General features: G+C 41.4%; 21 protein-coding genes. 1 reads left to right on the top strand and 20 read right to left on the bottom strand.

What is annotated here, in order from left to right; genetic code table 11:
* Nucleotides 1-4 precede the first annotated feature (4 nt).
* The 15 genes from HMPREF9018_RS05145 to HMPREF9018_RS05070 form a co-directional block, all read right to left on the bottom strand.
* Nucleotides 5-1,768 (bottom strand): hypothetical protein, encoded by a 1,764-nt coding sequence (locus HMPREF9018_RS05145; protein WP_008448941.1) that lies wholly within the window; start codon nt 1,766-1,768, stop codon nt 5-7.
* A complete protein-coding gene (locus tag HMPREF9018_RS05140) occupies nt 1,761-2,408 on the bottom strand; it encodes a hypothetical protein (protein ID WP_008449019.1) in 648 nt (215 codons plus the stop codon). The genes HMPREF9018_RS05145 and HMPREF9018_RS05140 overlap by 8 nt, the downstream gene beginning before the upstream one ends.
* On the bottom strand, nt 2,405-2,734 hold the full coding sequence (locus tag HMPREF9018_RS05135; protein ID WP_008448999.1) for a hypothetical protein: 330 nt from the start codon (nt 2,732-2,734) through the stop codon (nt 2,405-2,407). The genes HMPREF9018_RS05140 and HMPREF9018_RS05135 overlap by 4 nt, the downstream gene beginning before the upstream one ends.
* The gene (locus tag HMPREF9018_RS05130; RefSeq protein WP_008448940.1) at nt 2,722-4,047 is read right to left on the bottom strand and encodes a DNA-methyltransferase; all 1,326 of its coding nucleotides are present in this window, start codon (nt 4,045-4,047) and stop codon (nt 2,722-2,724) included. Before HMPREF9018_RS05130 ends, HMPREF9018_RS05135 begins: the two co-directional genes overlap by 13 nt.
* A complete protein-coding gene (locus HMPREF9018_RS05125; protein WP_008448974.1) occupies nt 4,047-4,463 on the bottom strand; it encodes a hypothetical protein in 417 nt (138 codons plus the stop codon). Before HMPREF9018_RS05125 ends, HMPREF9018_RS05130 begins: the two co-directional genes overlap by 1 nt.
* Before the next feature lie 32 nt (nt 4,464-4,495).
* Nucleotides 4,496-5,026: a hypothetical protein gene (locus HMPREF9018_RS05120; protein ID WP_232724646.1), complete on the bottom strand. Its 531-nt coding sequence runs from the start codon at nt 5,024-5,026 to the stop codon at nt 4,496-4,498.
* Between the two features lie 130 nt (nt 5,027-5,156).
* The gene (locus HMPREF9018_RS05115; RefSeq protein ID WP_008448982.1) at nt 5,157-6,158 is read right to left on the bottom strand and encodes a hypothetical protein; all 1,002 of its coding nucleotides are present in this window, start codon (nt 6,156-6,158) and stop codon (nt 5,157-5,159) included.
* A gap of 87 nt (nt 6,159-6,245) precedes the next feature.
* A complete protein-coding gene (locus HMPREF9018_RS05110) occupies nt 6,246-8,246 on the bottom strand; it encodes a hypothetical protein (protein ID WP_008448957.1) in 2,001 nt (666 codons plus the stop codon).
* 21 nt (nt 8,247-8,267) lie between these two features.
* Nucleotides 8,268-9,257 carry a S49 family peptidase gene (locus HMPREF9018_RS05105; RefSeq protein WP_036853848.1) on the bottom strand — a complete coding sequence of 330 codons (990 nt, stop codon included), beginning with the start codon at nt 9,255-9,257 and terminating at the stop codon, nt 8,268-8,270.
* Nucleotides 9,258-9,308: 51 nt separating this feature from the next.
* Nucleotides 9,309-9,662, bottom strand: coding sequence for a hypothetical protein (locus tag HMPREF9018_RS05100; RefSeq protein WP_019035400.1), 354 nt, complete (start codon nt 9,660-9,662; stop codon nt 9,309-9,311).
* 53 nt (nt 9,663-9,715) lie between these two features.
* Nucleotides 9,716-10,243, bottom strand: coding sequence for a hypothetical protein (locus HMPREF9018_RS05095; RefSeq protein WP_008449044.1), 528 nt, complete (start codon nt 10,241-10,243; stop codon nt 9,716-9,718).
* A 644-nt stretch (nt 10,244-10,887) separates the two neighbouring features.
* Nucleotides 10,888-14,847: a DNA primase gene (dnaG, locus tag HMPREF9018_RS05090; RefSeq protein ID WP_008448965.1), complete on the bottom strand. Its 3,960-nt coding sequence runs from the start codon at nt 14,845-14,847 to the stop codon at nt 10,888-10,890.
* A gap of 1 nt (nt 14,848) precedes the next feature.
* Entirely contained in the window at nt 14,849-15,250 is a 402-nt protein-coding gene (locus HMPREF9018_RS05085; protein WP_039864445.1) for a hypothetical protein, read from the bottom strand.
* Nucleotides 15,251-15,593: 343 nt separating this feature from the next.
* A complete protein-coding gene (locus HMPREF9018_RS05075; protein ID WP_036868071.1) occupies nt 15,594-15,857 on the bottom strand; it encodes a hypothetical protein in 264 nt (87 codons plus the stop codon).
* Between the two features lie 117 nt (nt 15,858-15,974).
* Nucleotides 15,975-16,118 (bottom strand): helix-turn-helix domain-containing protein, encoded by a 144-nt coding sequence (locus tag HMPREF9018_RS05070; RefSeq protein WP_232724644.1) that lies wholly within the window; start codon nt 16,116-16,118, stop codon nt 15,975-15,977.
* Nucleotides 16,119-16,324: 206 nt separating this feature from the next.
* Between HMPREF9018_RS05070 and HMPREF9018_RS05065 the strand changes: the two genes are divergently transcribed.
* A complete protein-coding gene (locus tag HMPREF9018_RS05065) occupies nt 16,325-16,690 on the top strand; it encodes a helix-turn-helix domain-containing protein (RefSeq protein WP_008449042.1) in 366 nt (121 codons plus the stop codon).
* A gap of 376 nt (nt 16,691-17,066) precedes the next feature.
* On the opposite strand, the gene HMPREF9018_RS05060 is transcribed toward HMPREF9018_RS05065, so the two are convergent.
* The 5 genes from HMPREF9018_RS05060 to HMPREF9018_RS05040 form a co-directional block, all read right to left on the bottom strand.
* Nucleotides 17,067-17,951: a M48 family metallopeptidase gene (locus HMPREF9018_RS05060; RefSeq protein WP_008449039.1), complete on the bottom strand. Its 885-nt coding sequence runs from the start codon at nt 17,949-17,951 to the stop codon at nt 17,067-17,069.
* Between the two features lie 86 nt (nt 17,952-18,037).
* Entirely contained in the window at nt 18,038-19,384 is a 1,347-nt protein-coding gene (locus HMPREF9018_RS05055; RefSeq protein ID WP_008448972.1) for an MFS transporter, read from the bottom strand.
* Nucleotides 19,385-19,394: 10 nt separating this feature from the next.
* Nucleotides 19,395-20,723, bottom strand: a complete 1,329-nt coding sequence (locus HMPREF9018_RS05050; RefSeq protein ID WP_008448960.1) for a SpoIID/LytB domain-containing protein — start codon at nt 20,721-20,723, stop codon at nt 19,395-19,397.
* Between the two features lie 13 nt (nt 20,724-20,736).
* A complete protein-coding gene (locus tag HMPREF9018_RS05045; protein ID WP_008448980.1) occupies nt 20,737-21,654 on the bottom strand; it encodes a DUF4922 domain-containing protein in 918 nt (305 codons plus the stop codon).
* 5 nt (nt 21,655-21,659) lie between these two features.
* The gene (locus HMPREF9018_RS05040; RefSeq protein WP_008448997.1) at nt 21,660-23,147 is read right to left on the bottom strand and encodes a glycosyltransferase family 2 protein; all 1,488 of its coding nucleotides are present in this window, start codon (nt 23,145-23,147) and stop codon (nt 21,660-21,662) included.
* Nucleotides 23,148-23,159 lie beyond the last annotated feature (12 nt).

The raw sequence follows: 23,159 nt of genomic DNA, 5'->3' as shown, positions 1-23,159 counted from the left end.
GGGCTTAAATGGCTATGTTTTCGGGCAAATCATCGGGATAACTGCTTAATTCTTTCTTGATAAGGTCGGAATAAAGACCATAAAGCAGATAAATCATTGCACTGGGGAGCTGCGTCGTTAGCCCTGGTCGCCGTTTCAGTTCCTCCTTCTTCTCCGAGGCTTTGTCAAGCTCTATTTTGCCGTTGGTTTTCTTCAGCGGACTGATAAGAATGGCACTGCACAGGTTAGGGCACTCGTTCTCATCGATACGCACCTTTGGGAGCAAGGTAAGTTTCTCACCAAAGAGCAACTGACACAGGCGGAACTGCTGCCAGTGGTAGATGGTGGGCGCACCGTTGTTGTAAAGGATAACCGAGAAGCCGTAACTCTCCAAGGCAGCCTTCATCGTGAGCGAGTCGGTGGTTATCTGCTCCAGTTCCTCACGTGTCTTGTTGCCTGCACGGTCAGGGTAGAGGTGGATAACCTTGTTCACGGCATCCGTGCCGAAGAACGAGTACACCTGCTGTGCAAGCTGCTGCTGGTCGTCGGGAATGTATGCCCAAAACTCCTTGATAATATCAAAACGGTTACCATAGTCTTTCTTCTGTCCCACGATGAGCGACTGGAAGTTGCCTGGGTCGTAGCCTATGTAGAGAGGTTCTCGCTTATCGTAATGGCGCAGGTAGCGTGCCGTGAGCAGGAACTGGTCCTTGAGGTCAAATTTCAGTATCTGGTCGTAGATATAGCTATCCTTGAACTGATGTCGCTCGTGATCGTAGGTTGTGAAAAACTTGTTGGTTACCTCCTTATGGCGAATGGCGCAGATAGCCGTGAGAAACTCGTCCATATCAAGCGTGTCGAGCTGTGTCTTGAAGAATTTAGGACCGAGAATGTCCTTGTTGCAGAATGATGATGCACGGATATAGTAGATGGCGTTACGGCGCATATCGGCAAGGCGAGGCTTCCAGCGTGCCACAAAGGCATTGAGCCGCTCGTTTTCCAGTCGTATCTTCTCCATCACGACGGGGTTCTTGGTGTTTCGCAGCTCCTGCTGAAGGGTGAACTGCTTGTACAGCGACTGGTTGATGGAGAGCGACACCGAGGCTATCTCCTCGATGAGCTGGCGGTCCATCTTGTTCTCGTATTCCTCGAACCAATCGTCCTCACCCAAATCAACACGGGCAGTATCGCTCACTCCCGTAACACCCTCGTAGTAGGCCGACCGTCTAATCTCTGCCGAGCCACCGCGGAGCGATGGGAACAGGCGCGACTTCAGCTTCTCGCCGCTGTTGTGCTTCATCTCCTCCACGAAGGCGTGTACGGCGTTACGACCTGCCACACTCTCGGGCTGGTCGGAAGACACGAGCTGCAAGTGTGCTCCGTTGCGGAAGATAATGGAGTGCTTGGCGTAGGCTATGGGGTAACGGGGACGGCGGAAGTGGGATGGCAGCTTTGACTCGCCCACCACATAGTCGATGCCATACTCCAGCATTGCCCTCTGCTTACCGTTTACCATGACGGGACGAGAGAACGATGCCTGAATATTCGGCCATACGTTGGTCATCAGGGCAACGTAGGTCTTGTGCACCAGGAACGACAGCTCGCCCGGCATATCGTTCGCCACACGGATGAGCCGTGGCACAATCACACCCTCGGTCTTACCCGTGGCACGCGCCCACTCGGCATAGAGCATATTGGGGTCGATGATGTTCGCCAATAGCTGCACGTGGTTCATATAATAATGCTCGAAGTCGAGCGTAGGGTTCTCGGTTGGTTGCATATCAGTCATTGGACAGTTCCTCCACTATTTCGGCATCCTGAATATCGGCATCACGCAGCAGACGCTTCTTCTCCTTGTTCTCGATGGGCAGGGAGTCGATGAGTGTAACATAAAATCCTTGGTTGTGCTTGGCTGCAATCTCCTTGAGGTTCTTCTTCGAAAAGCCAAGTTCCTCGGGGGTTAGTTCAGGAGAAATTAAGAAGAGAACTCCTAAATCCCTGTCTGCCTCTGCTATCTCTGAAGACCTACGACGACATTCCAAGGCAGCGTCATAGCATGACTTCATACCCTTGTAGTCGCGATTGAGGGCACAGAGTTTAGCAATATCCTCATACTTGTTGGCAAAGTTGCTTTCCCAAACTTTAATGGGGACATTACAATCCACCTGAAAGTAGTTGATAGCCTGATAGATTCTCGCCATACAGGTGCGTTCCTCTATCTTTAGCCGTTGCTCTGCATTGATACGGAGCTTCAGCTTTTTTGCAGCTCTTGTAATGTTACGCTCATGCTCGAATATCTCCGCAGACCATTGTAGTTGCTGTAAGAACAACTTTATTTCCTGTGGAATACCCTCGCAGTCCCCATTCGTCAAGAATGCGGATATAAGGTCAGGGTGTATGGAGTCTAACTTCTCAATTTCACTTTTCATATTCCAAAGAGTTTCATACGCAGGTCTTTCTCAGCACGCTCATTCTTGCGTTCCTCAAGCAAAGTAATAGAGTCATTATCCCCTTTCTCTGCTTTTTTAGCAAGCTCTGCGTCAATGTTATATTCGCCAAGCGCAAGTCCTTGCTGGTATGCCTCGCAATACACATCCCCAGGAATGGTGATACGATACAGCAAGGCTATACGCTTAGTTTTCCTCAGACCGAGTAGCTGGCAGATACGTTCGGGGGTATAATTCAATGCTCCGAGCGTTCTGACTTGATTGATATACTCATCTGAGAGAATTTCATTCTGTACTAATTCCGACATAGAATTATCTTTTTGGTGTAATCCTCTGATAAGACATTGCCATCCCTCTCCAACAGAACTGGCTGTTGGGGAAACATTGCCATGTATCTTCGTACAGTAGCAGACACGTATTTAGGGTCTATTTCCATTCCATAGCCGATACGGTCGGTCTGTTGGCACGCCATAATTGTAGAACCTGAACCAGAGAACACATCAACAACAATATCGCCATTCTTGGCACTGTTGGTAATTGGGTATGCCATCAGCGCAATAGGCTTCATTGTTGGATGAATTCTATTGGCTTTTGGCTTATCGAAATTCCAAATGGTTGTCTGCTTCCTATCTGAGTTCCAAAAATGTGCAGCCCCAGGCTTCCAACCGTATAAACACGGTTCGTGCTGCCATTGATAGTCCTGACGTCCCATTACAAGGGAATCCTTGACCCAAACGCAGCATTGCGCAATCTTGAACCCTGCTTCTCGAATGGCTCTACGAAAGTTCTCGCCTTCAGAGTCTGCGTGGAAAACATAGAAGGAACCTCCAGCTTTAACAATGGAAAACATCACGTTGAATACAGACTGTAAGAAGCGGAGGAACAAATCATTCTCCATTGAGTCGTTCTGAATGGTAAGTTTACTATCTCCGCCACCTTCATAATTTACATTATAAGGAGGGTCTGTGAGAATCATATCAGCAACTTGTCCATTCATCAACATAACAATATCCTTTTTTGAACGACAGTCTCCACACATCAGTCTATTATTGCCAAGTCGGAAAACATCACCAGGACGGGCAAAGACATCACTGTCCTCTTGTGGAAGGGTATCAACGGCATCTTCTTGTATCTCTGCTGTATCATTCTCTGTGGCAAATAACTTATCTGTTCCGACAGAGAAATCGTTTTGCTTAACTTCATAGCCAAGATTGAATTTGGCAAGATCATCGCCGCTAATATTATATTTCGTGAATAAAAGGGTATCGGGATTCTTCTGCGCAAACTCTGAATTATATGCAGCGATTTCCTCTACTGCTTCTTTCTTGTTCGAAGCCTGTATTTCCTCATAGGGAATATCGGGAATCTTGAAACCATAGGAGCGAAGCCCGAGAAGAGCCTTCCTTCTTTGGTGCGCATCGATAATCCACAGCTTACCGTCAGGGTCTTTCCAAACTTTGAATGAATACTTGAAGCCACGAGTGATTATGAGCATCTGCAACTTCGATAATTTGTCTGCATCAGGCTTTTTGAAATCTTCCTGAAGTTCGATAAAAGAGTCCAGCGGGGCAGTAGGAAGACCACCCAAATTAAAAACTTTTATGCTATTTTCCATTGTCATTATTTATTTTGTTGTTCAAGAACCATTTTGAAAAGTCGCTCCCTTTCCTGATGCCTTTCGAGGTTCTTTCGGTCGGCGGTGCGCTTATCTTTTCTATCGCTTCGCTTGAGATAGGAGCGATAACGCTTGATATTGTCGAACACGTTCTTATGCTGACGGAGGAACTCGGCAGGGTCGGAGCGAAGCAACTTGATGAGCTGGGCAATCTCTGAGCGTCCGAAGAGTATGGGGTGCTTACAGAGAAACTTGCCCGTATCATTGAATGATTGCAACTCGGCAAAGGCTTGATTATTTCTTATCCTTAGCTCTGCCATATCAGTTACGGTGTGGGCTGTGGGGTGAGTATCAAGCACTTCGTCGAGCTGCTTCATCTGTCGCCAAGTGTTGATGCGGTCGTTGTAGATAACGGTTGCCATCTGCACGTCGGCATCGAGAAGATTAGTCCAGTCTACTTTTGGGTACTCTTCTTCTTTGGTGAGGTACTTTTTTTTTCAGTTGCTGGTTGCTCGCCTTCTTCTGCTGCCTCTGTGGCTGCTTCCTCTTTGGGCTGTTCCACCTCTTCAGCTTCAGCTTTAGGAGCTTCTTCAAGAACTGTTACCTGCTCTGTTTCCTCGGTCGTTTCTGTGGGAATCTCCTCTTTGGGCTGTTCCACTTCCTCGGCTTTAGGCGCAGGAGTTTCGTCGGTAGGCTTCTCATTAGCAGGATTATCGTTATCCTTTGGGGTTTCGTCCTCTTGCTTCTCGCCTTCGACAACAGACTTCTCTTTCTTCTCTTCATCAGGATTTGGATTATCATCACCATTAGGGGTGTTGTTTGTTTCTGCCTCGGCTTCCTGGGTTGAAAGGTATTCACGGCGGTTACGAACAACCTCGTCGTGCGTAACAACATCCAGCAAATCGAACAGAATATCCTCGGCGTTCTTGGTTGGAGCAAGACCGTAGCGAATGAGATTGCTGTTGCCTGGAGACTTATCCTTCAATAGCGCAAGGTCGGCCTCGGCAACTGAGGGGTTTGACAGCTGGCGAAAATGATTGAGTTTCTCTTTTACACTATACATAATTAAAGGAATTAAAGGAGTTAGAGAAGTTACCCTCTCTAACCCCTAAAGATTATACTTCGGTACGAGATACTTCGATTAAGGTCGTTGTATCAAGGATGCGGAGTGTAAGGGTTGTCCCTTCCTTCGCCGTCCATGTAGCACCATTCTCCAACACGAAGGTTGTACCATCGGTAACGGTGGCTGGCTTATCAGTTCCTGCGCCAACAAGGGTGATGTAGCGACCCTTATCGGTGGCAGTAAGACCTGAAACGGTTGTGATAACCGCTGCCGAGCCTGTGCCGTTGGCAATCTTATAGGTGTTGGAAGATGCCGTGATGGCAATCTCGGTAGCACCTGCTGACACCTCCGTCGATGCGTTCATTGCAGGGTTGCCAGTGTAAATCAGCGGTAAGTCTACTGAAGAACGCTTGAAGGTAAAGGTGGTGTAACGGCCGTCCTTATCGTCCTTAGTCTCTGTGTTCGAGAGAATGATAGGGCGTTCCAGCTCGCCGATGATATACCATTCCTTCGACTTGATGTGTTTGAAGAAGATAATGAACTTGCCACCACCATATTCTTCGATGAAGTTGTAGAGCTGAACTCGTGCGCCACCCATGATGATAACAAACTGGTTTTCGCCAGTGGTAGTGATGTCGCCCTTCTCGGTTGTTCCTGTGAATGTAGGAATGTCGTGTGCCTCGAAGTAGTGCGGTATCTCTCCCTTCTTTAACGGAATGGGTGCCACCTCACGCTGTGCGTTGGGCTGTGGAAACTCCTTAGTACGGTCAATCTGGTTAATAGCAACGAGGTAGACTATATAGGATATGTCGCTACCGTGGGTATCACGATCGGACACATCATCGATATGCCCTAACATAGCCATAGAAGCAAGCGAGAGTCCTGAAGCAGAAGCCATTCCCAGAGAGTGGTCGAGCAACGCTCCGAGCAATAAGATAACACCGAAAGCCGCAAACGTAACCATGAACATATTGCGAGCCTGACGGTTGGCGTAATTAAATCCCTTCAAGGGATTGTACGCACGGTGTCGTTTTTGAATTTTATTTCTAATCATTGTTCTTTTTGTTTTGTAGGGAGCAGCCCTAAAGCTGCCCCCTGCGTTCAACTATCATTTAACTAACAACTAAAAAATGGCCGATATTTACCTGCCGCCTGGAACATTAGGCTGCAACTCCTTATTGATGGTGCGCTTGCCACCTACGCAACGCTCCAGCTCACGGAAGTTGCCATCGCCTCCGATGATAACCATAATGTAGTCGCCCACCTTCGTTGCCGTGAAGGCATCCGAGATATTGGCGAACTTACCCGACTTGGCGATGGTTGGAAGATGATCTGCCACACCAGCCTCGATGCAGTAGGCTACACCTTTCTTGGCATTGACGATGTCGGTAATGGTATCGGTGGTGGTGGTAGCATCTGTAATCTGCCAAAAACCATCGTTGCCGTCCACCTTATCCTTAATGGTGGCAGCGAAGAGGTTGATGAAAATTTGCTGCCATTCGTAAGCGTTCTTATCCATAGCATCACGGTTATCGAAGCGGCGACCTGTGAATGAAGCCGAGCAGCCTTCCTTCCAAGTACTCCACGCACGTACCTGCTCCATCTGCTCCTGCATCTTCATAGCGAGCATCTCTCCAGGAATATACTCCAAGAACTGGAGGTTACCGGGCTGATGCAACATCATAAATGGGAGCTGACCGAGGTAAGGCAGCCAAATAATGTTCGTGGTAGTATCGGGTACTACGTTGAGCGCACCCATCGGACCCGTGAAATCGGTATCCTTACCATAGGTAGTGCGGACATTCTTAATCCACCAGCCCTGATGATTCTTATTGAGGTAGAGAACATGCTGATCGATATCCATATCCTCGGTAACGGTACTGCGAACATCGGCAAGGAACTCCTGAACGGCAGCCAACATCGTTGCCTGTGTATAGCTGCGGTAGTCCTCGTCCACGTGTGGCTTAATGTCGTACTGATGCACATAGCGCAACAAGGTATAGAGGATACCTGTACCAGCGTTGAGATAAGAACCAGCCACACCAGTCTCGGGCTTCACGTAGATACCACGCATACGGCGTTTGTTCTGTTCCACCTGCGCTGTGGTAAGGGTATTGAGTAACTGATACTCTATCATCGTCCACTTGATAGGGTCGGAGCCTTCCTTATTAAGATAGCCGATGTACTTGCGTTCTAATTCCTTCATTGGTCCCCATTCCATCTTGATCATGGCATCATCAACGTAACCCATGTGATTCTCGATCTTCATGCCACCCTTGAATACTTCACCTGTCTGATAAGCCTGTGAAACCTCGTCGAAGAAGGCATTGAAAACAAGACCTCTATCCTGATAGCCGTAAGCCACTGGGAAGTACTGGGTCATATCGCGGAGCTGAAGCACACGTGCGATGAGTGTGTCCTGACGAAGAACGATGAACTGGTCGCCGACACCAGCCTTGTCCACACCCTCATAGTTGGTGGCATACTTACCAGCAGCGAGGGCTGGGGCATCGAGCAACTTATTCTCCTGAAGGTACTGGTAACGAGCCTTGAGCGACTTGGCAAAGCCGTAGGCAGCCTTGTAAAAGGCAACACCATCCACCTGCTCGTCTACTTCAGGCAAGGCTGCGGCAGCACGAGGATTGGCGGCAATCTTATTCCAGCGATCCTGCATCGAGAACATTTGGTGTTCTACACCGAAGAGATACTTAGGTGTGTTGCCAAAGCCATTGATGCTAACAGAAGAAACCGTAATAGTCTGTGTTGGTTTGTCCTCTTCAGGCTTCTTTGCAAGGGCCTGGAAGTCGGCACGCATACCATTGAGCGACTCAAGAATACCCTCAAGAGTGGCATTGCTTTGTGGCTGCTCCTCTTCGGGATTCTCGTTCTCCTTAGACGCAGGGTCTACACCTTTAATAACTGACTGAATGGTGTTGAGCATCTGCTGGAACTCGGCAGCCTGCTTGGCGGTCTGCTTGGCTGCCTGTTCCGCAGCAAGGTCATCATTCAGCGTGGTCTGATACTTCTTCTGGTATTCAGCCACAATAGAATTGAACTCCTCTTGAGAAAGAGTCTTGTCCTCGAACTTCTTGCCGAGCTGCAAGAGGTCAAGAACGCTTTTCAACTTTTCTTTGAAATTCATAATAAACTAAAAACTAAAGAATTAAATATTGTATATGGCAGTCTTCAATTTGTTGGCGTTGGAATATTCGCTTCCCATTGTCATTGCTTCGGCCACGGCTTCAGCCATAGTTTTGCTACCATCGGCAAGACCTATCTCCACAGCCTTTGGCGTGTAGAAGGTCTCACCACGAAGCACAGGGGCATCGTCGGGCAACTCTGCCAGCGACTTACGCTGTCCCCTTACCTCTGCGAGGAACTGGGCGTTGAGAGGGTTGAGAATATTCTGAACGAAAGCTTCATCCTTACCATGACGGAGGTCATCGAATGTCTTATTCTTGAGATCGGAATTGGTAGCCTTGGCTTCTACTTTCTTGATACCGAGTTTGGCAAAATAATCCTCGAAGTCGTAAAAGCTACACATCGTGCCGATGCAACCTGCGTAATCGTTCTCCGTCAGCGCATAGATACGGTTACCATGACAACCGATATAGTATCCTGCCGAACAGCACATCTTCTCATAGAAGGTAAGGATTGGCTTTTTACAATTGCGGAGCGTTTCGCTCAGGCGGTCAAGATACCACGCCTCGCCACCAGGCGAGTTGATGTGAAGGAAATGGCAAGAAATCTGTGGGTTGGCTTCGGCAGCGAGGAGGTCGGCTTCAAGTTGCTTGGAAGAAAACCACCAATAACTCTCTGCCATCACTGTGCCAAACACACGGTGGTAGGCAATAGAATTATCAGGGAGCTGCTCATCGTCGAACTCATCGGTAAGCGTTACCGCAGCCCCCCCTTCCTGTGCAAGCACCTTGATGAGTTCCTGAAGGGCAGTATGGGTTTCAAACTGATACCAAGTGTGGTTTTTCAAATAAACCTCTTTCTCGGCTTGAGAAAATCCAAGTGCAGATTTCGGGTCTGCATTATCGTCGATTTTTCCATGCAAAGGAAAAACTGAGAGCATGGCTTGACGGAAACCATCTACCGTTATCCATAGTGGTTTACCTGATACAAGTAGGTTCTGTAATTCGTTCATCAACTTATTTTTGATGCGAATTTACTATATAATAAGGTGTAGACAAAAGACCTACAAAAGAGGGTCTGTAAGCATTTTGCACTTTATAACGAGGTTGGCGGAGGTGAGATTAGAGGCTATCTGAACTCGTGCAGGAATATCGGAAGTGCCTATACTATGGGGTTTCCTGTCTGATGTCTTGATTGTAACAATGGCACTTCGTTCAACAGAGAATACCCTGCGAACCTCCTTGACGGGGAGGTCTATCACTAAGGTCTTATCACAATTCCAATAATTACCGGCATCATTGTCAGTAAGTTGTGGTATGTATGAGAAGGTGTCGGCGATAAAATCATACACATTTTCCTTTTCGTGTTTATCTTGATTAACAAGACGCACTTGAACGGCATTTAAGAACTCTAACATAGTCTGCGATATTTGAATGACAAAAACAATAGTTCGGTCTGTATTAAAAAACTTTAATTGGATGCAACTTTTTGATACTTGCGCACCTTCTTAGGTCTGAGGCGGTTTCGGAAACGATAATAATTCTTCAAAAGCGCATCTGAGGAGATAGACTTCAACTGATAGGTGTGAATAAAATCGTAGATGACATCAATGTTCCTACGTTGCCTACCGAACTCCTCGTTCTCCAACAGAACACGGTGCAGTTCAAAATTGAACATTCGTCGTATCTGCTTCTCTATCTCCTTAGCTGCGGCCACGGAAAGGTAGTTGTAATAGGCAGGGTCTTTCCAAGGACTGCATACTGATCCTGCCTTTCGGAGTGGTAGATGAATGCGGAGATTGCCGTCTATAACATTGGGCTGGTTGATGCGCTTCTTGGTCATATGTTCCCAAACACAGAAGTATAAGTCTGTGCTACATGGTATCTTGATGCCACCAGTGGTAGCATCCATCCCATATTTTGCAGAGATGTATTCTGCGAGGTACTGTTCTATCCGAATAGACACCACACGTTTTTGAGCCCATTTTTTTCTCTCCATACTCCTTTTTATTTTTTTATCTTCCTATCGTCCTACAATCCTACAAATTAAAATTCAATAATACAAAGATACTGATAATCAGTGTAATAATAAAATTATATCACTCTTTTATTTGTTTATATCACCCAAATATATCGTCCTACAAACCTACAAAAAGGGATATTTTGTAGGATGATGAAATCGAAACGGAGAAAAACGGTAAAAAACCTATTTCCTACATTGTCCTACAAACCTACAAAAATAATCAACCTAACCTACATACTAATAATAATACATAACTATTTGATTTATAAAGATATATGTAATATTATAGGTTTGAAAATAATTTGATTTGTAGGATTGTAGGATTGTAGGAAGGTGTTTTTCTGAAAATTATTTTTCAAAACTCGTATTTTCCTTGCTTTTTTGAAATTTTAGGGGGTACGGGGGATTTTGCGCCGATTTCTGGAGGTGGAAGAATAAAATAAGCCGTGCCTATTCATCCGAACTAGCACGACTCGATTGAGGAAAATGTTAGCCTATTTTTGGCTGAAAATAATATGGAATATCTTTGGTAATATCAGTTTTTTTTAGTACCTTTACATAGTTAAATTGGGGTATTATATACTTGTTTTGATATATATGTAATGCTCTTTTTTAGTATGTTAGAATGGTTTATCATTACTATTTGATGGAGGGAAAGGAAGGTCTTGTGTGGTTGTTGTATGTGTATTTGTCCGCACATTCTCTTCTTTCTTTACTTCAGGTTCAGGATCGGGCTCAAATGATCGCCTGAAATCAATATTATATAATTCTCTGAACTTGTCATAGTCAATGATAACAGCACTTGTAGATGTACTCTTTGGTTTCCTTATTTTTACCATAGAGTCTTGTTCTTTGCTCATTGGGACTTCAATAGTTTCCTCCCAGGTAAATCTACGAGAAGGTACTGTTCCGATATATGATGGGTGGCTGCGTAAGTTCTGCTCAATGGTAGACAGCGTGCTACCCTCACTATTATATCCGCTGCGGTCGAAGATACTGAATACCGAACTGAGACGGATGAACATGATGTTCGTGTCAGGATCGAACGTGAATGTATGCTGGTCGCCTCGTGAGTCCTTGCCAGTAACCTTCTTTGGCTGCTCGATAAGGAACTCACGACCCTCGATGACTTGCTTCGTGTCGATCATATTGTTGACGGCCGTGAAGAACATAGCCAGCTTATCAGTGCTGCGAATGAGGGAGAGTTGAAATCTGATTTTCTCTTGCGCTATCTTGAAGAACTCGGCATAAGTGAATGGCAGCTGAAGGTTAGAATACTGCTCTATCAACTTTACCGCGCCAAGAAATAGAGAAGCCGTTTTCATTAAACGGTCCATTTCTCCTGAATTGATAACATCTTGCTTCAGCTCATTGTACGCCTCTTGCTTGAGATGGCGGAAGTGGTCCATAAACATTGGGCGAAGTTCCAATATCTGAAGCAGCACATTTGATAGTCCCACCTTATTTGGGTCTTCAATAGTCTTCAATTCCTCAAAGATACGAACTTCCTCCTGTGTTCTGTTGCGAGGCTTGGGTACTTCGCACACAATAACACGGCTCATCAAAGCATTATCATCACGCTGTGGAGTTTCCTGTCCGCAGATAACAACGGGGGCAAACACTTTGTCGTTTTCTATTTCCCTTCCTGATGTACCCTTACGCTTCTGCTTTCCATCACCGTCATATACGATACCCTTCAATGCCTGAAACTTATTATCGCTGATGTCCTTGTTATTGTATTCGTCAAGTACGACTGGGACATCCTTAAACATACCCATAATGGTGGCCATGGCTGCGTCGGTACCTGTATTCAGGTTGAAGATAGGAATATTTGGGGAAATGAAGAGTGAGCGGATGGATATGGCAATCTGTGTTTTACCTGAAGACATCGGACCCATAAAGAAAGGAGCTGTGAACAATCGGTCGATGCAGTGGATGTTGCTTCGAAAGGCGCACATAATGGCGAAGATAAGTGCCCACTTTCCATTATCGTTGATTTTATAGACCTGGTTCATCAACGATGCCCACTTCTCGAAGGTTACCCTTTTCTCCACAGGAACTTCCTTATATACCAGTTGACTGATAAGCTCGTACTTATCCGATTGCTTTCCACTGCCGGCATATATTGTAGAGAATGCTGGCAAGTAGTAGTTGTTCTTGTTGTGTGTGACAACTCCCAGTTTATTGACTGGCTCAAACTGCCATTTCCCCTCTACGTTGTGGAATATACCGTTGGCGAAAGCGAAGAATTGTTCGTCTGCCTTACGGCTCATTCCTTCACTCTGCTGGTTACCGTATGTCTTAACTTCGGAACACATAACGAAGTGTCGACTCATATAGGTCTTAATGGCTTTCCATTGCCATTCCTCGCCATTGAAGTTCACGGCTTCGTAATTGATAAGCACTTCCTCTATCGATGACATCTTCAGCATTGCCTTGGAAGGTATCTCTATGTAGATGGGGGTGTCATAAAAGCGACGGTTGATACGAAGCACACGCTTGTTTTGCTCGAAATCATCAGAAAAGATGTGAAGCAGCGGAGTCATAAAGAAGTCGGCTACCTGTGTCATTCCATTACCGTTCTTGTTGCGGAACATATAGCATACAGGTTCGCTCTTTTTATTTAAACGGGGATAATAGCCACACTCTTTCCACATCTTTCGGTAGTCCTCATTCTCCATCACATAATCAGGAGGCTCGTTTACATCGAACTCCTCATCGTCAAGGTTATCCGCTTGCATACTCACCTTCATCGCAGCCTTACGCTTGGAAACGAAAGGCTTTCTCAGCTCGTCAAACTGTCCCTTGGTGAGCTTTAGATTTGAACAGTAGTGATTACGGTTTACCGTGATTACCGTATCCTCTGCATAAGATGTGAGTTCAATACATCGAGAGACAAGGGGGACTTTATCTCCTTGGAAGGTTTCTAAGAATCTGCCATGCAGCCCAATGTAGTAATCGACGAACGAGCCTGTGGAGTCATTGTAGGTCATCTGAATATTGATGCCTGAGCGAAACATCTCTGCAAGTGTACTTAGAAACTCGCTTTCCTCGCCGTCTGCAGTAATGCTACAGCCAGTTTCTGATGATGCAAAATAGCAATAAACACGGCGTAGCTCCTGAATATCGTTGCTGGATGGGCGACCAGCAACATAGACGATAGGTTCTTCACCATAACCGTCAAGAAATTCTTGCATAACTGAGGTTAGAATACCAGGGCGGTCGCTTTCAAGATTCTCCTTTAGCGCATCAATACCAAAGATACCCGACTGCGTCTTGGTTTGAGGCAATGCTTCCTTTACCTTGGCACGTAAGCCTCTGACCTTATCATCGATGATGCCGATCTTGCTCTTGAAATCGACAGCAATGGACTTGATATACTCTAATCTCAGAGCAGCATCCTGAACGCAAGCAACAAGCGAACATATCGTATTCAGGCAGTCGGCAATAACTGTCTCGTCCTTACAGCCGTGAAGTATCATCATTCTTTTGAGAGCCTTGGGGAAAGGTTCTGTCAGTTCTTTTAACTTATCTTGTGTTGCCTCTCCATTGGCTTTGGCAAATTCGTCGGGGTCGGTTCCTTTCGGGAGACGAATACATTTAACCTTTGCCCCAGCTTTCAATAGCAGCTCGCAATTCTTCAACGAAGCCTTGACTCCTGCTGCATCTGCGTCATAGACCATAACGATAGAGTCCGTGAAGCGAAGAAGTAGCTTTATCTGGTCATCTGTAAATGCCGTTCCACTTCCACCGATTACGTGCTCCACGCCAACCTTATGAAGGGACATAACATCGAACTGACCTTCTACAAGATAAGCGTAGCCTTTTTTGCCGATGGACTTTCTTGCCTGGTAAAGGCCAAAAATATGCTTACCTTTTGTAAAGAGGGGTGTTTCTCCTGTATTTACATACTTGCCCAGACCTTCTCTTGGCGTAACGATGCGCCCTGAAAAACCAATAATATGTCCCTGCATATCATAGAAAGGGAACATTACACGGTCTCTGAATCGGTCGTAGAACCTACCTTCAGTAGAACCGACAACATCGACTTCCTTTAATCGGTCGAGTGAATACCCAGCTGTGGTAAGCGTGTTCATTGCGACATTGCCTACAGGGGCATATCCTACACCGAAGTCGGACAATGCTTTGTTATCTAATTTGTACCCACGTTTATTCAAAAAACTCTCGGCTTGAGATAGATTTTTTTGGAAAAACTTGGCTGCTGCCTCGATAGCAATACGCTGTGCTTCCTTTTGCTTGTACTTAGCTTCCTCTTCAGGACTCATCTCTTTCTGTGGGAACTCCAGCCCCGCTAAGGTGGCGCACCAACGTAAGGCTTCGATGAAGCTCAAGTTAAGATGATGTTGGACGAACGAGATGACATCACCGCTCGCTCCGCAAACAAAACAATGGTAAGTCTGCCTTGAAGGGCTTACCACCATAGACGGTGTGTGATCATCATGGAATGGACAGACTCCCTTATAGTTCACACCAGCTTTATGCAAGTGAGTAAAGGACTCGACCACATTCACGATGTTCAAAGCCGATTTTACCTTTTCAATAAATAACTTATCTACCATATTATTTTTCCTCAAATAATTCTAACTGGCGTGATTCCAACGCTTCCTGAATGGTTATACCCAAGTACTCCGCCACTGCGGTGTATTCCTCTCCTGTGATTGATTTCCTTCCGTAGTACAAATCCCACCAACGGCGTTGCCCGATACCAGTTTCCTTATAAAAAGCCCTTGTAGGGGTAAATTCTTCGTGATGTCTGAACTTCAGCTTCAGCATCTCCATCAATAAATTGCGTTTAACCAATGACCCAGTAGTCATTCTCCTGCGCAGAACAAAAAGTCTGACGGACATCGGGCTGCGACCAAGACTGGCAGCCATATCCTCAAACGAGACCTTGCCAAGGTTCTGCTGAACATACTCAGCCTCTTGTGCAGTCCACCGCTTATTCTTTCCATTACTTTTCATGCTTCATTATACTATTGAATTCTCTTTCAAATTTCCAAATCCGTGCGCAATCCATTCTATTAACATAACCGAAGTTGCACCGAGAATAAGCCTGTAATGCTTTATGCAATAGAATTAATTCCGACTCACTTAATTCATTGATAGAGATAATTCCTCTTCTATCCCTGTCGATGTACATAATCTTTTAAGCGGTTGTAAATTAAATCGGTTACTTTTCTTCTCATTATCTTGCGCATTGTAGGGGAGAACTTAATGTCCTTCGGGAGCTTAATACAATACGAAATCGTCTTAATTCCATATTTACGCTTAATAGCCTTTCTTCTCTTTCGTATACTGGTCATTGTTAATCGAATTTAAGGTCATACAATTTATTTCGATTAAGAGGATACCCTTTTACGCTTTCCCATACACCATCCTCGTTGGGTGCGATATACGCTTCTTTTTCTATACTGGTAGTGAAAGCGCGACCGTGTTCATCCCATACGATTCCTTTGCTGCCTTGGTGTGCAATGACTTGCCGGACATCTGAATGTCTCAATTTCATCTCATCGATAACGATACCTACATTTAATGCAGCAATAGCTGTTTCAAAGTCTTTTGTCTTCATAAGTTTGTTGTTTTAGTTTCACATTCTTTTTTAAGGGAGTATTGAACATACTTTTTCAGTTTAAGGCAATACAACCCATTGATGCAGTTGCGATGGAACTCGCAGCTTTGACACTCACTATGCATTTGGCCACAGCTCCTTTTCGGGAATATTCAGATACTCTGAGATAACCTTTCTTTTCAAAGCATCAGGAACAAAGTCCCCTCGAAGCCATCTGTAGACCGTACTCTCATTCACACGACACAGTTTTGTTAAATCCATAATCACCTCATTCCTCTGATTTGGCAGCGATTTAATGTACTCTGTAAATTTCATTTCTAATCTTTTTAAATGTTTTCATTGCCACATCAATAATTTTAGTTATTTTCGTAGCGCAAAAATTCTTTCGTAGCGCAAAGTTGCAACTTTTATTTGATATAAACAAATAAATGGGTGATTATTTCTCCTATTTTTAATAATTGAAAAAAATGGCAGAAGGAACTATTACAGACAGAATCGTAAAGATTATGGAAAAAGAGGGGCATACGGTTAGTACGTTCGCTCGGAAGCTGGGAATATCCTGGACTTCCGCAAATAATATTGTATCAGGGCGAAATGCACCAAATTATGAAACGATAGTAAAGATAATCGAGAGTTTCGATAATATAGATGCTAACTGGCTGGTTATGGGGCAGAAAGGAGCAAAAGGGACTGATGCAGAAAAGCTGTATTCTATTATATCCACCCAACAAAAAACCATTGAAAACCAGCAAAAAACGATTGACCGGCTTACGGCAAAACTTGTCGAAAACATACCTGAAGAGTCTGGTAAAAAAGTGGCAGATGCCGTATAATTAAGATGTATCCTGAAGGCTTCAAAGAGTGATTTTACGGTGTAATTATCAAAAAATACAAGTGAGAATATCACTCAAATGTTTGAAGCACAAAGTAGTATGAAAACGATACTATCGGTGGAAAGTCGGCGATATATAGCTAATAATATTAAATTGCCCCATTGAATATCAGCAAGTTAAAGTTACACTTAATGCAACCGAAAGTCTTGTCATCCCGACAGCTCATAATAAAAGGGGATTGATTTTCAACCCCCTTTTTTACATTTTACAAATAAAAACGCTTTTTATAAATAAGCATACCTTCTATTACAACTGGCTAAACAGAACATTTTACATTGCTTACTTATACCTACATGTACAAAAAAAATATATATTCCTAATGCTTACCCTTACTACGATTTGTTTTTACTGAAGAAGCCTTTTTACTATTAGGGGTAGTTGTAATGTTATTCTTAGCCATTGTGTAATATTTCATTGCCTCTGGCATCCACTTCTTAATATCTTCTATACGATGCTTATCAGAGGGATGATCACTAAGAAACTCTGAAATCTTCCCTTGCGTTGCAGCTGACATCCGCTCCCAAAAATCAATAGCATTACGTGGATTATAGCCAGCCATTGCTGCAAATATCAACCCCATATAATCTGCCTCACTTTCATTAGCACGACTATACTTTAAATTACGAAAAAGAAAATATCCATTAGCTGCTTGCGCAGCAATATCTCCGACACCAGAGCCAACCGTAGAATTTAAGACTGAACTTAAAACACTTGTGCCTATAGATTGAGCTTGTTTCTTTGTTATCTGCTCTGCCCCATGCTTTGCTACAGCATGAGCTATCTCATGACCTAAGACAATGGCAAGACTTGATTCATTCTTTGTATAAGGCAGTAAGCCTTCATATACAACAATCTTACCCCCTGGCATACAAAAAGCATTAGCCTGATTATTCTGAATGAGATTAAACTCCCATGACAGATTTTGTATTTCTTTCGAATAACCATTGTCAAAAAGATATTTTTCTACAGCTGAAGATAAACGATGCCCTACACGTTCTACCATTTGAGTATTTACTTTACTTACAGATTTTGTAGCTGAAGCCATAAACATAGAATATTCTTTATTACTCAAACTCAACATCTGAGCATCAGAAATCCCTATACGATGTACTCTTCCCGTTAAAGGCACTTTCTCTGTAATACCACATGATGCTAATGTAACAAACATAACACCAAATAAAAAACACTTAATTTTATTCATAATATATGATAATAATTATTATATTGTAAAATTATTCTTTTTCTATTATATTTACAACTATCTACTTAATAAAGCAGACTCTTTTATTAATTTTTAAAAACCTCTATTTTTCGTAATCTCACAAACTTCTTAAACATATTATCTGTTTCGCTATTAATAGAAATTATCTTTACACTAAAAAGAGGTATAATTCCTAAAAATGATATAAATATAAATATCTGCTGATAACTAAAATATTCTGTTAACATACCTATAAACATACTAGAAGAAAAAAAAGATATCCCTAATATTGATGCTCCTATCGAATAAAAGAAAGTGGGATGCTTGCCATGTGTAAAAAAAAGTAACAACAATACATACATAACAATAGAATATCCTGCACACAAATAATCTAAAAACACAAATAAAGATACTATAAGAAGTGAAGAATTAAAAGAAAAACTAAGATAAAGAAACAACAACTTAGATAAAACTATTGCAAACGCCATCGACCAACGTAAAGTAATAACACCACACTTGCCGACTGCCCAAAAGCCTACAGCTGCTCCTAAGAGAATAGCTACATAACCAATTGCACCATGTATAAACCCCACCTCCTGAGGAGAAAATCCTAATCCGCCACCACTACCTGTATCAAAAAGAAAGAAAATTATAATACGTAAAAAAATAAATTCTGGAAATAAATATAAAAAAATAAACAACAAATGATAAATATAACCATTACGTGCCACTATCATTTGCACAATATCTAAAAACCATCTTTTTGTTACACCTACACAAAAAGGAAGTTTTGCACGAATATAGGCTTTGGGTAACACTATGAAATGGTAAAAACAACATATTAAACTTACACTACCTAAACTATAAAAAATTGTTATCCATGATGTCTTTACTAAACGTGAAACTACTTCAAAATAACCTACTGCCAATAGTGGGAAAGTAAAACCTATAACAATAGCACACATATAAAAGATAGTACGTATTCCCATAAAAGCAGAACGACGCCTATAATTAGCATTCCTCTTATAAAAATGCTCTATTGCTATATCGTGAATAGATGCAGCAATAGCTATAACAAAAAGAAATACAAATGATAAACTAAGATTATATCTATTCGGAACAGAAAGGGCTATTCCTATAAAACTTAATCCTATAATAAATTCACTAAGCAAAATCCAATAACGCTTACTATCAAAGCTTAATACTACCCTGCTAAGGAATGGACGAAAAATAAAAGGAAGTATAAGCCATGTGTTAGATATTATAATATCACTATTATCTATTCCTAACTGACTGAAAAATACTAATGATGTCATAAACAACACCACATAAGGTAAACCTCTCATCATATAAAGTGAAGGCAACCATAACCAATGGTTGTGCCAAACATTTACTATTGGTATTCCACTAATAACGTCGCTATCTTTCTTCATATATTTACTTTTAATGATACAAGCGTGTTAATACAGAATCTGAATAATAATGAGAAAGTATTTGTTTGTAATCATAACCTTGAGCCCCCATAACTGCTGCACCTATCTGACAAAGACCTACCCCATGTCCCCAGCCTGCTCCTACTATTTTGAAAAGTTGTGGTACACCTTCTAATAAATCTTTCTTTTCTACTACAAAAGCCGAACTGTAAAGATGGCTTTTACTTAAAACGCGTCGTATCTCAAGTTCTTTCCCCAATATTATAGAGCGTTCTGTTCCTTCTATCTCCATCTCATATAATCTCCCACTCTTACCACGTTTTAAAGGATTAAGAGAAAGTATCTGCCCAAACTTAATACCTAATTTTTCTTCTAATAAAAAACTAAGCTCAGCTTGTGTATAAGATATTTCCCAGCGATAAAAATCTGTAGTTTCCTGATCGTAATCATTAAGCACCTGACGAAGAACTAACTTATCTTTAGTATTACAAAATGCTTTTGGACTTGTTTTTATCCATTCCTCTGCTATAGCCTCTTTCGTAAGATCTGGTAAAAAACTTCTTTTATCTATACTTGTATCTACAATGGATTTTAGATAAGGATACTTTATATTATCCCAACAATACTCAAAATTCTCAGTAACACCTCCACAACACTTAGAAAACCGAGCATCACATAATTCTCCATTATATGTTAACACCTCTCCACGCGTTGCATCAATGGCTTGTTTTGCAAATACACTTATTGCACGCCCAAGCCCCTGATAACGTTGACAATGATCATCAGCACACACATCAAAAAGAGTATGTTCCGAACGCTCATACCACCGAATAATCTTTTGAGAATTTTCAATAAAATCATGTTGTGAGCAGTTTTCCTTGACTTTCTTTCTATTTATAATCTGCGATAACAACCAACTACGAGAAATAACTGCATGAGCCTTAAGCAATTCAAGTGACGACGTAGCACGCATTTCACTAGATATAACACTATAAAGATAATTTTCCACTTTTATTTCATTTATAGCATATATACTGCTATTATCCACTACCAAACGCAAACTACCTTTAAAAGTTTGATCCTCTTTACGCTGCCAATGAAAATTCAGTCCTATTACTACATCTTGCAATGTAAATATAGAACTTTCTTTAATTGGTACGAATAATAATTCTGAATAAAAAACATCTTCTAAACAAATTTTATCATCTACAAGCTCTGCAACATAAGTACCAGAAACCTTTTTACTTCCATTTAGCAAAAAATCATTAGTTAAGGAAAAAGTAATAGTTTTATTACTCAATATACCAACAGTTACAATAGGTTCTTCTGAATATATCATAATCGCTATATAATTATTTTTTTAGTTGACTAAGTACTTTTTCTACATCTTCTGATGTTAAAGTTACTTCCTTAAGAATAGAAGTTGCTTGTAAAGGGGTAATGGTCTCAAAATCTTCCCTACGTGGCAAAATTATAAGTCCTCCCATATCTATAGCGCCTGGACTCACTAAACATTGTTCTGTATATTTTCCATAATAACAATCTGGTCGATGTTTAAGACGAGGGAATATCAAAGTTACAAAAAGATCCTTCTCCTTCCAAGAAATAACATTCATCATTGGCTCTACATTGCCTTCTGGTAAAGGAAGCTCTTTATATATCTTATTAAACAAAAAAACAATACTATTTATATTCAAACCAGTTATAGCTATAAGTGGGCAAACATAATCATTCACATACAACACTTTCGCATCTTCTCTAAAAATAACTTCTTCTGAAGTTTTAGCCAATGCTTTCCAATTTTCATACACAGGTAATATCATCTTAGGCACTGCTTGAAAATGTAAGTGATCAGGAGCACTCGCTCCACAAAATGGACCATTATAAAAAACAATTTCTTCAGCATATTCTTCTACAAATAGAAGCATTTCTATAAAACTATTCTTTATTTGTTGTGGCTCATGTCTTATAGAAGGTATTGTAAAATGTTTTGGAAGAATAGGAAAAGGATTAATCAAAATATCAAAATGACTATTAAAAGACTTTACTATTTGCTCTTTAGGTCTATTTACAGCACACAAAAAGCAAGGTCGTTTTTCTATAATAAACCTATCAATTTTAGCTCCCGTACTTATCATACGCGAAGGATTAAACTGTGCTTTTAATTTTCCTAAAGACCTTATCCTTATATGCTGTAAATCATTAAAACGTTGTTTAACATCTTGCCATAAAACTAATTGTGCTTCATAAAAACAAGTTAAATCACTCATAAATATTACTTTTCCTCCATATTTTTTAATAAACGAGCCTTTAATTCTATAGTACGAATACGATCCTTATAAAGATTATTAACATTCTGTTTGTCAATACTTAATGAGGAATCACTATTACCTATCCAACGACGACAAAGATATAATTCTTCGTATATGCGTGCAATACGATATTCACGACTAATAGCTAATTCCATAGCATAATCTTCGCCATAACTAGTATTAGGGAATTTTAGTTTACGTGCAATAGGAGTAAAAAACGCACGAGGTGCACCTAACCCATTTATACGTAAAGCATTATTACATCCATTGTTTTCTGTCCATTCTCTATGATCAATTAACCCTGGAGGTATAGTATTAAGCTGAAAATCACACATTCGATAAGAGCCTATAAGCATAGCAGCCCCTTGAGTATAAAACTGATCTATAATGTACTGCAAGACATTATCTCCAGAGTAAAGATCATCACTATCTAACTGAACTGCAAACTTCCCACATAAAGAACTTTCTAAAGCATAATTCCAACACCCCCCTATACCTAAATCATATCTTTCAGGTATTAGATGTACAATACGATTATCTTGTTTTGCAAATTGTTCTATAGCCATAGTAGTACCATCATTAGAATGATTATCTACTATAATAACATTAAATTTAAAATTAGCTTTTTGTGTAATTACAGAATTAATAGCGTCCGTAATTGTTTTCACACGATTAAAAACTGGAATTATAACAGAAGCTTCTACAGGAAAAATATAATCTTCTAAAACCGGTGTTTTATATTTTGTAACATCTATCCACCCACCTATTTTACGAAGATGTGCTGTAAAAACCTTTTCCATTTCTATCTGTACATCACGATTAGAAGGATTTACATAATCAAATTGCTTTTCGCCACTGTTCCGTAAATCTATGTTCGTTTCAGTATATAGATATTCATTAAGATGAAAAAGTTCACCTTGCCTACTCAAAAACAATCGCAAACTATACCAACCTGCATATTTGTAATTTGTAGAATCTTCCTCTGCCCATAACTTCAATGTAGATGTTTTTATAAGTACTACAGAACCAAAATCGAAATCATTACGTAAACTACCAAATTGATAATCAATAACAGGATGCTGTGTAATATTACCTTCTAATACAGAATAATAATCACTATATACCATTTCTGCATTTGTATATATAGCTACAGAAAGTAATCTTTTTATAGAGTTTTCCCCAAATGTTAAGTTAGCTTTATTAAAACAAAATAAAGTATACTCACTATTAGTTTTTTCTGCTAATAACTTTATAGTAGACGTCGAAAATATATTATCTATATATATTGCATTAGTATTAGCTAACAATGCTGGCTGCAATTTAATATCTTTAGAATAAAAAACATTCACTTCATTTACCTCATCACAACCAAATATATCTTCTATTATTCTTTCATTATTTGCTCCTTCCAAATAAGGAAGGAAACAATCTACTTTCATATCCTTTATCATAGATTAATTTTT

The sequence above is a fragment of the Prevotella amnii CRIS 21A-A genome (assembly GCF_000177355.1).
Taxonomy (GTDB): Bacteria; Bacteroidota; Bacteroidia; order Bacteroidales; family Bacteroidaceae; genus Prevotella; species Prevotella amnii.
The sequence above is the reverse complement of the archived record's forward strand: the minus strand, read 5'-3'. Positions and strand labels throughout refer to the sequence as shown.

Excerpts from the sequence above, each read along its gene's own strand:
- HMPREF9018_RS05145 (WP_008448941.1), bottom strand. The coding sequence starts at position 1,768 with ATGACTGATATGCAACCAACCGAGAACCCTACGCTCGACTTCGAGCAT.
- HMPREF9018_RS05140 (WP_008449019.1), bottom strand. The coding sequence starts at position 2,408 with ATGAAAAGTGAAATTGAGAAGTTAGACTCCATACACCCTGACCTTATA.
- HMPREF9018_RS05135 (WP_008448999.1), bottom strand. The coding sequence starts at position 2,734 with ATGTCGGAATTAGTACAGAATGAAATTCTCTCAGATGAGTATATCAAT.
- HMPREF9018_RS05130 (WP_008448940.1), bottom strand. The coding sequence starts at position 4,047 with ATGACAATGGAAAATAGCATAAAAGTTTTTAATTTGGGTGGTCTTCCT.
- HMPREF9018_RS05125 (WP_008448974.1), bottom strand. The coding sequence starts at position 4,463 with ATGGCAACCGTTATCTACAACGACCGCATCAACACTTGGCGACAGATG.
- HMPREF9018_RS05115 (WP_008448982.1), bottom strand. The coding sequence starts at position 6,158 with ATGATTAGAAATAAAATTCAAAAACGACACCGTGCGTACAATCCCTTG.
- HMPREF9018_RS05110 (WP_008448957.1), bottom strand. The coding sequence starts at position 8,246 with ATGAATTTCAAAGAAAAGTTGAAAAGCGTTCTTGACCTCTTGCAGCTC.
- HMPREF9018_RS05105 (WP_036853848.1), bottom strand. The coding sequence starts at position 9,257 with ATGAACGAATTACAGAACCTACTTGTATCAGGTAAACCACTATGGATA.
- HMPREF9018_RS05100 (WP_019035400.1), bottom strand. The coding sequence starts at position 9,662 with ATGTTAGAGTTCTTAAATGCCGTTCAAGTGCGTCTTGTTAATCAAGAT.
- HMPREF9018_RS05095 (WP_008449044.1), bottom strand. The coding sequence starts at position 10,243 with ATGGAGAGAAAAAAATGGGCTCAAAAACGTGTGGTGTCTATTCGGATA.
- dnaG (WP_008448965.1), bottom strand. The coding sequence starts at position 14,847 with ATGGTAGATAAGTTATTTATTGAAAAGGTAAAATCGGCTTTGAACATC.
- HMPREF9018_RS05085 (WP_039864445.1), bottom strand. The coding sequence starts at position 15,250 with ATGAAAAGTAATGGAAAGAATAAGCGGTGGACTGCACAAGAGGCTGAG.
- HMPREF9018_RS05075 (WP_036868071.1), bottom strand. The coding sequence starts at position 15,857 with ATGAAGACAAAAGACTTTGAAACAGCTATTGCTGCATTAAATGTAGGT.
- HMPREF9018_RS05070 (WP_232724644.1), bottom strand. The coding sequence starts at position 16,118 with ATGGATTTAACAAAACTGTGTCGTGTGAATGAGAGTACGGTCTACAGA.
- HMPREF9018_RS05065 (WP_008449042.1), top strand. The coding sequence starts at position 16,325 with ATGGCAGAAGGAACTATTACAGACAGAATCGTAAAGATTATGGAAAAA.
- HMPREF9018_RS05060 (WP_008449039.1), bottom strand. The coding sequence starts at position 17,951 with ATGAATAAAATTAAGTGTTTTTTATTTGGTGTTATGTTTGTTACATTA.
- HMPREF9018_RS05055 (WP_008448972.1), bottom strand. The coding sequence starts at position 19,384 with ATGAAGAAAGATAGCGACGTTATTAGTGGAATACCAATAGTAAATGTT.
- HMPREF9018_RS05050 (WP_008448960.1), bottom strand. The coding sequence starts at position 20,723 with ATGATATATTCAGAAGAACCTATTGTAACTGTTGGTATATTGAGTAAT.
- HMPREF9018_RS05045 (WP_008448980.1), bottom strand. The coding sequence starts at position 21,654 with ATGAGTGATTTAACTTGTTTTTATGAAGCACAATTAGTTTTATGGCAA.
- HMPREF9018_RS05040 (WP_008448997.1), bottom strand. The coding sequence starts at position 23,147 with ATGATAAAGGATATGAAAGTAGATTGTTTCCTTCCTTATTTGGAAGGA.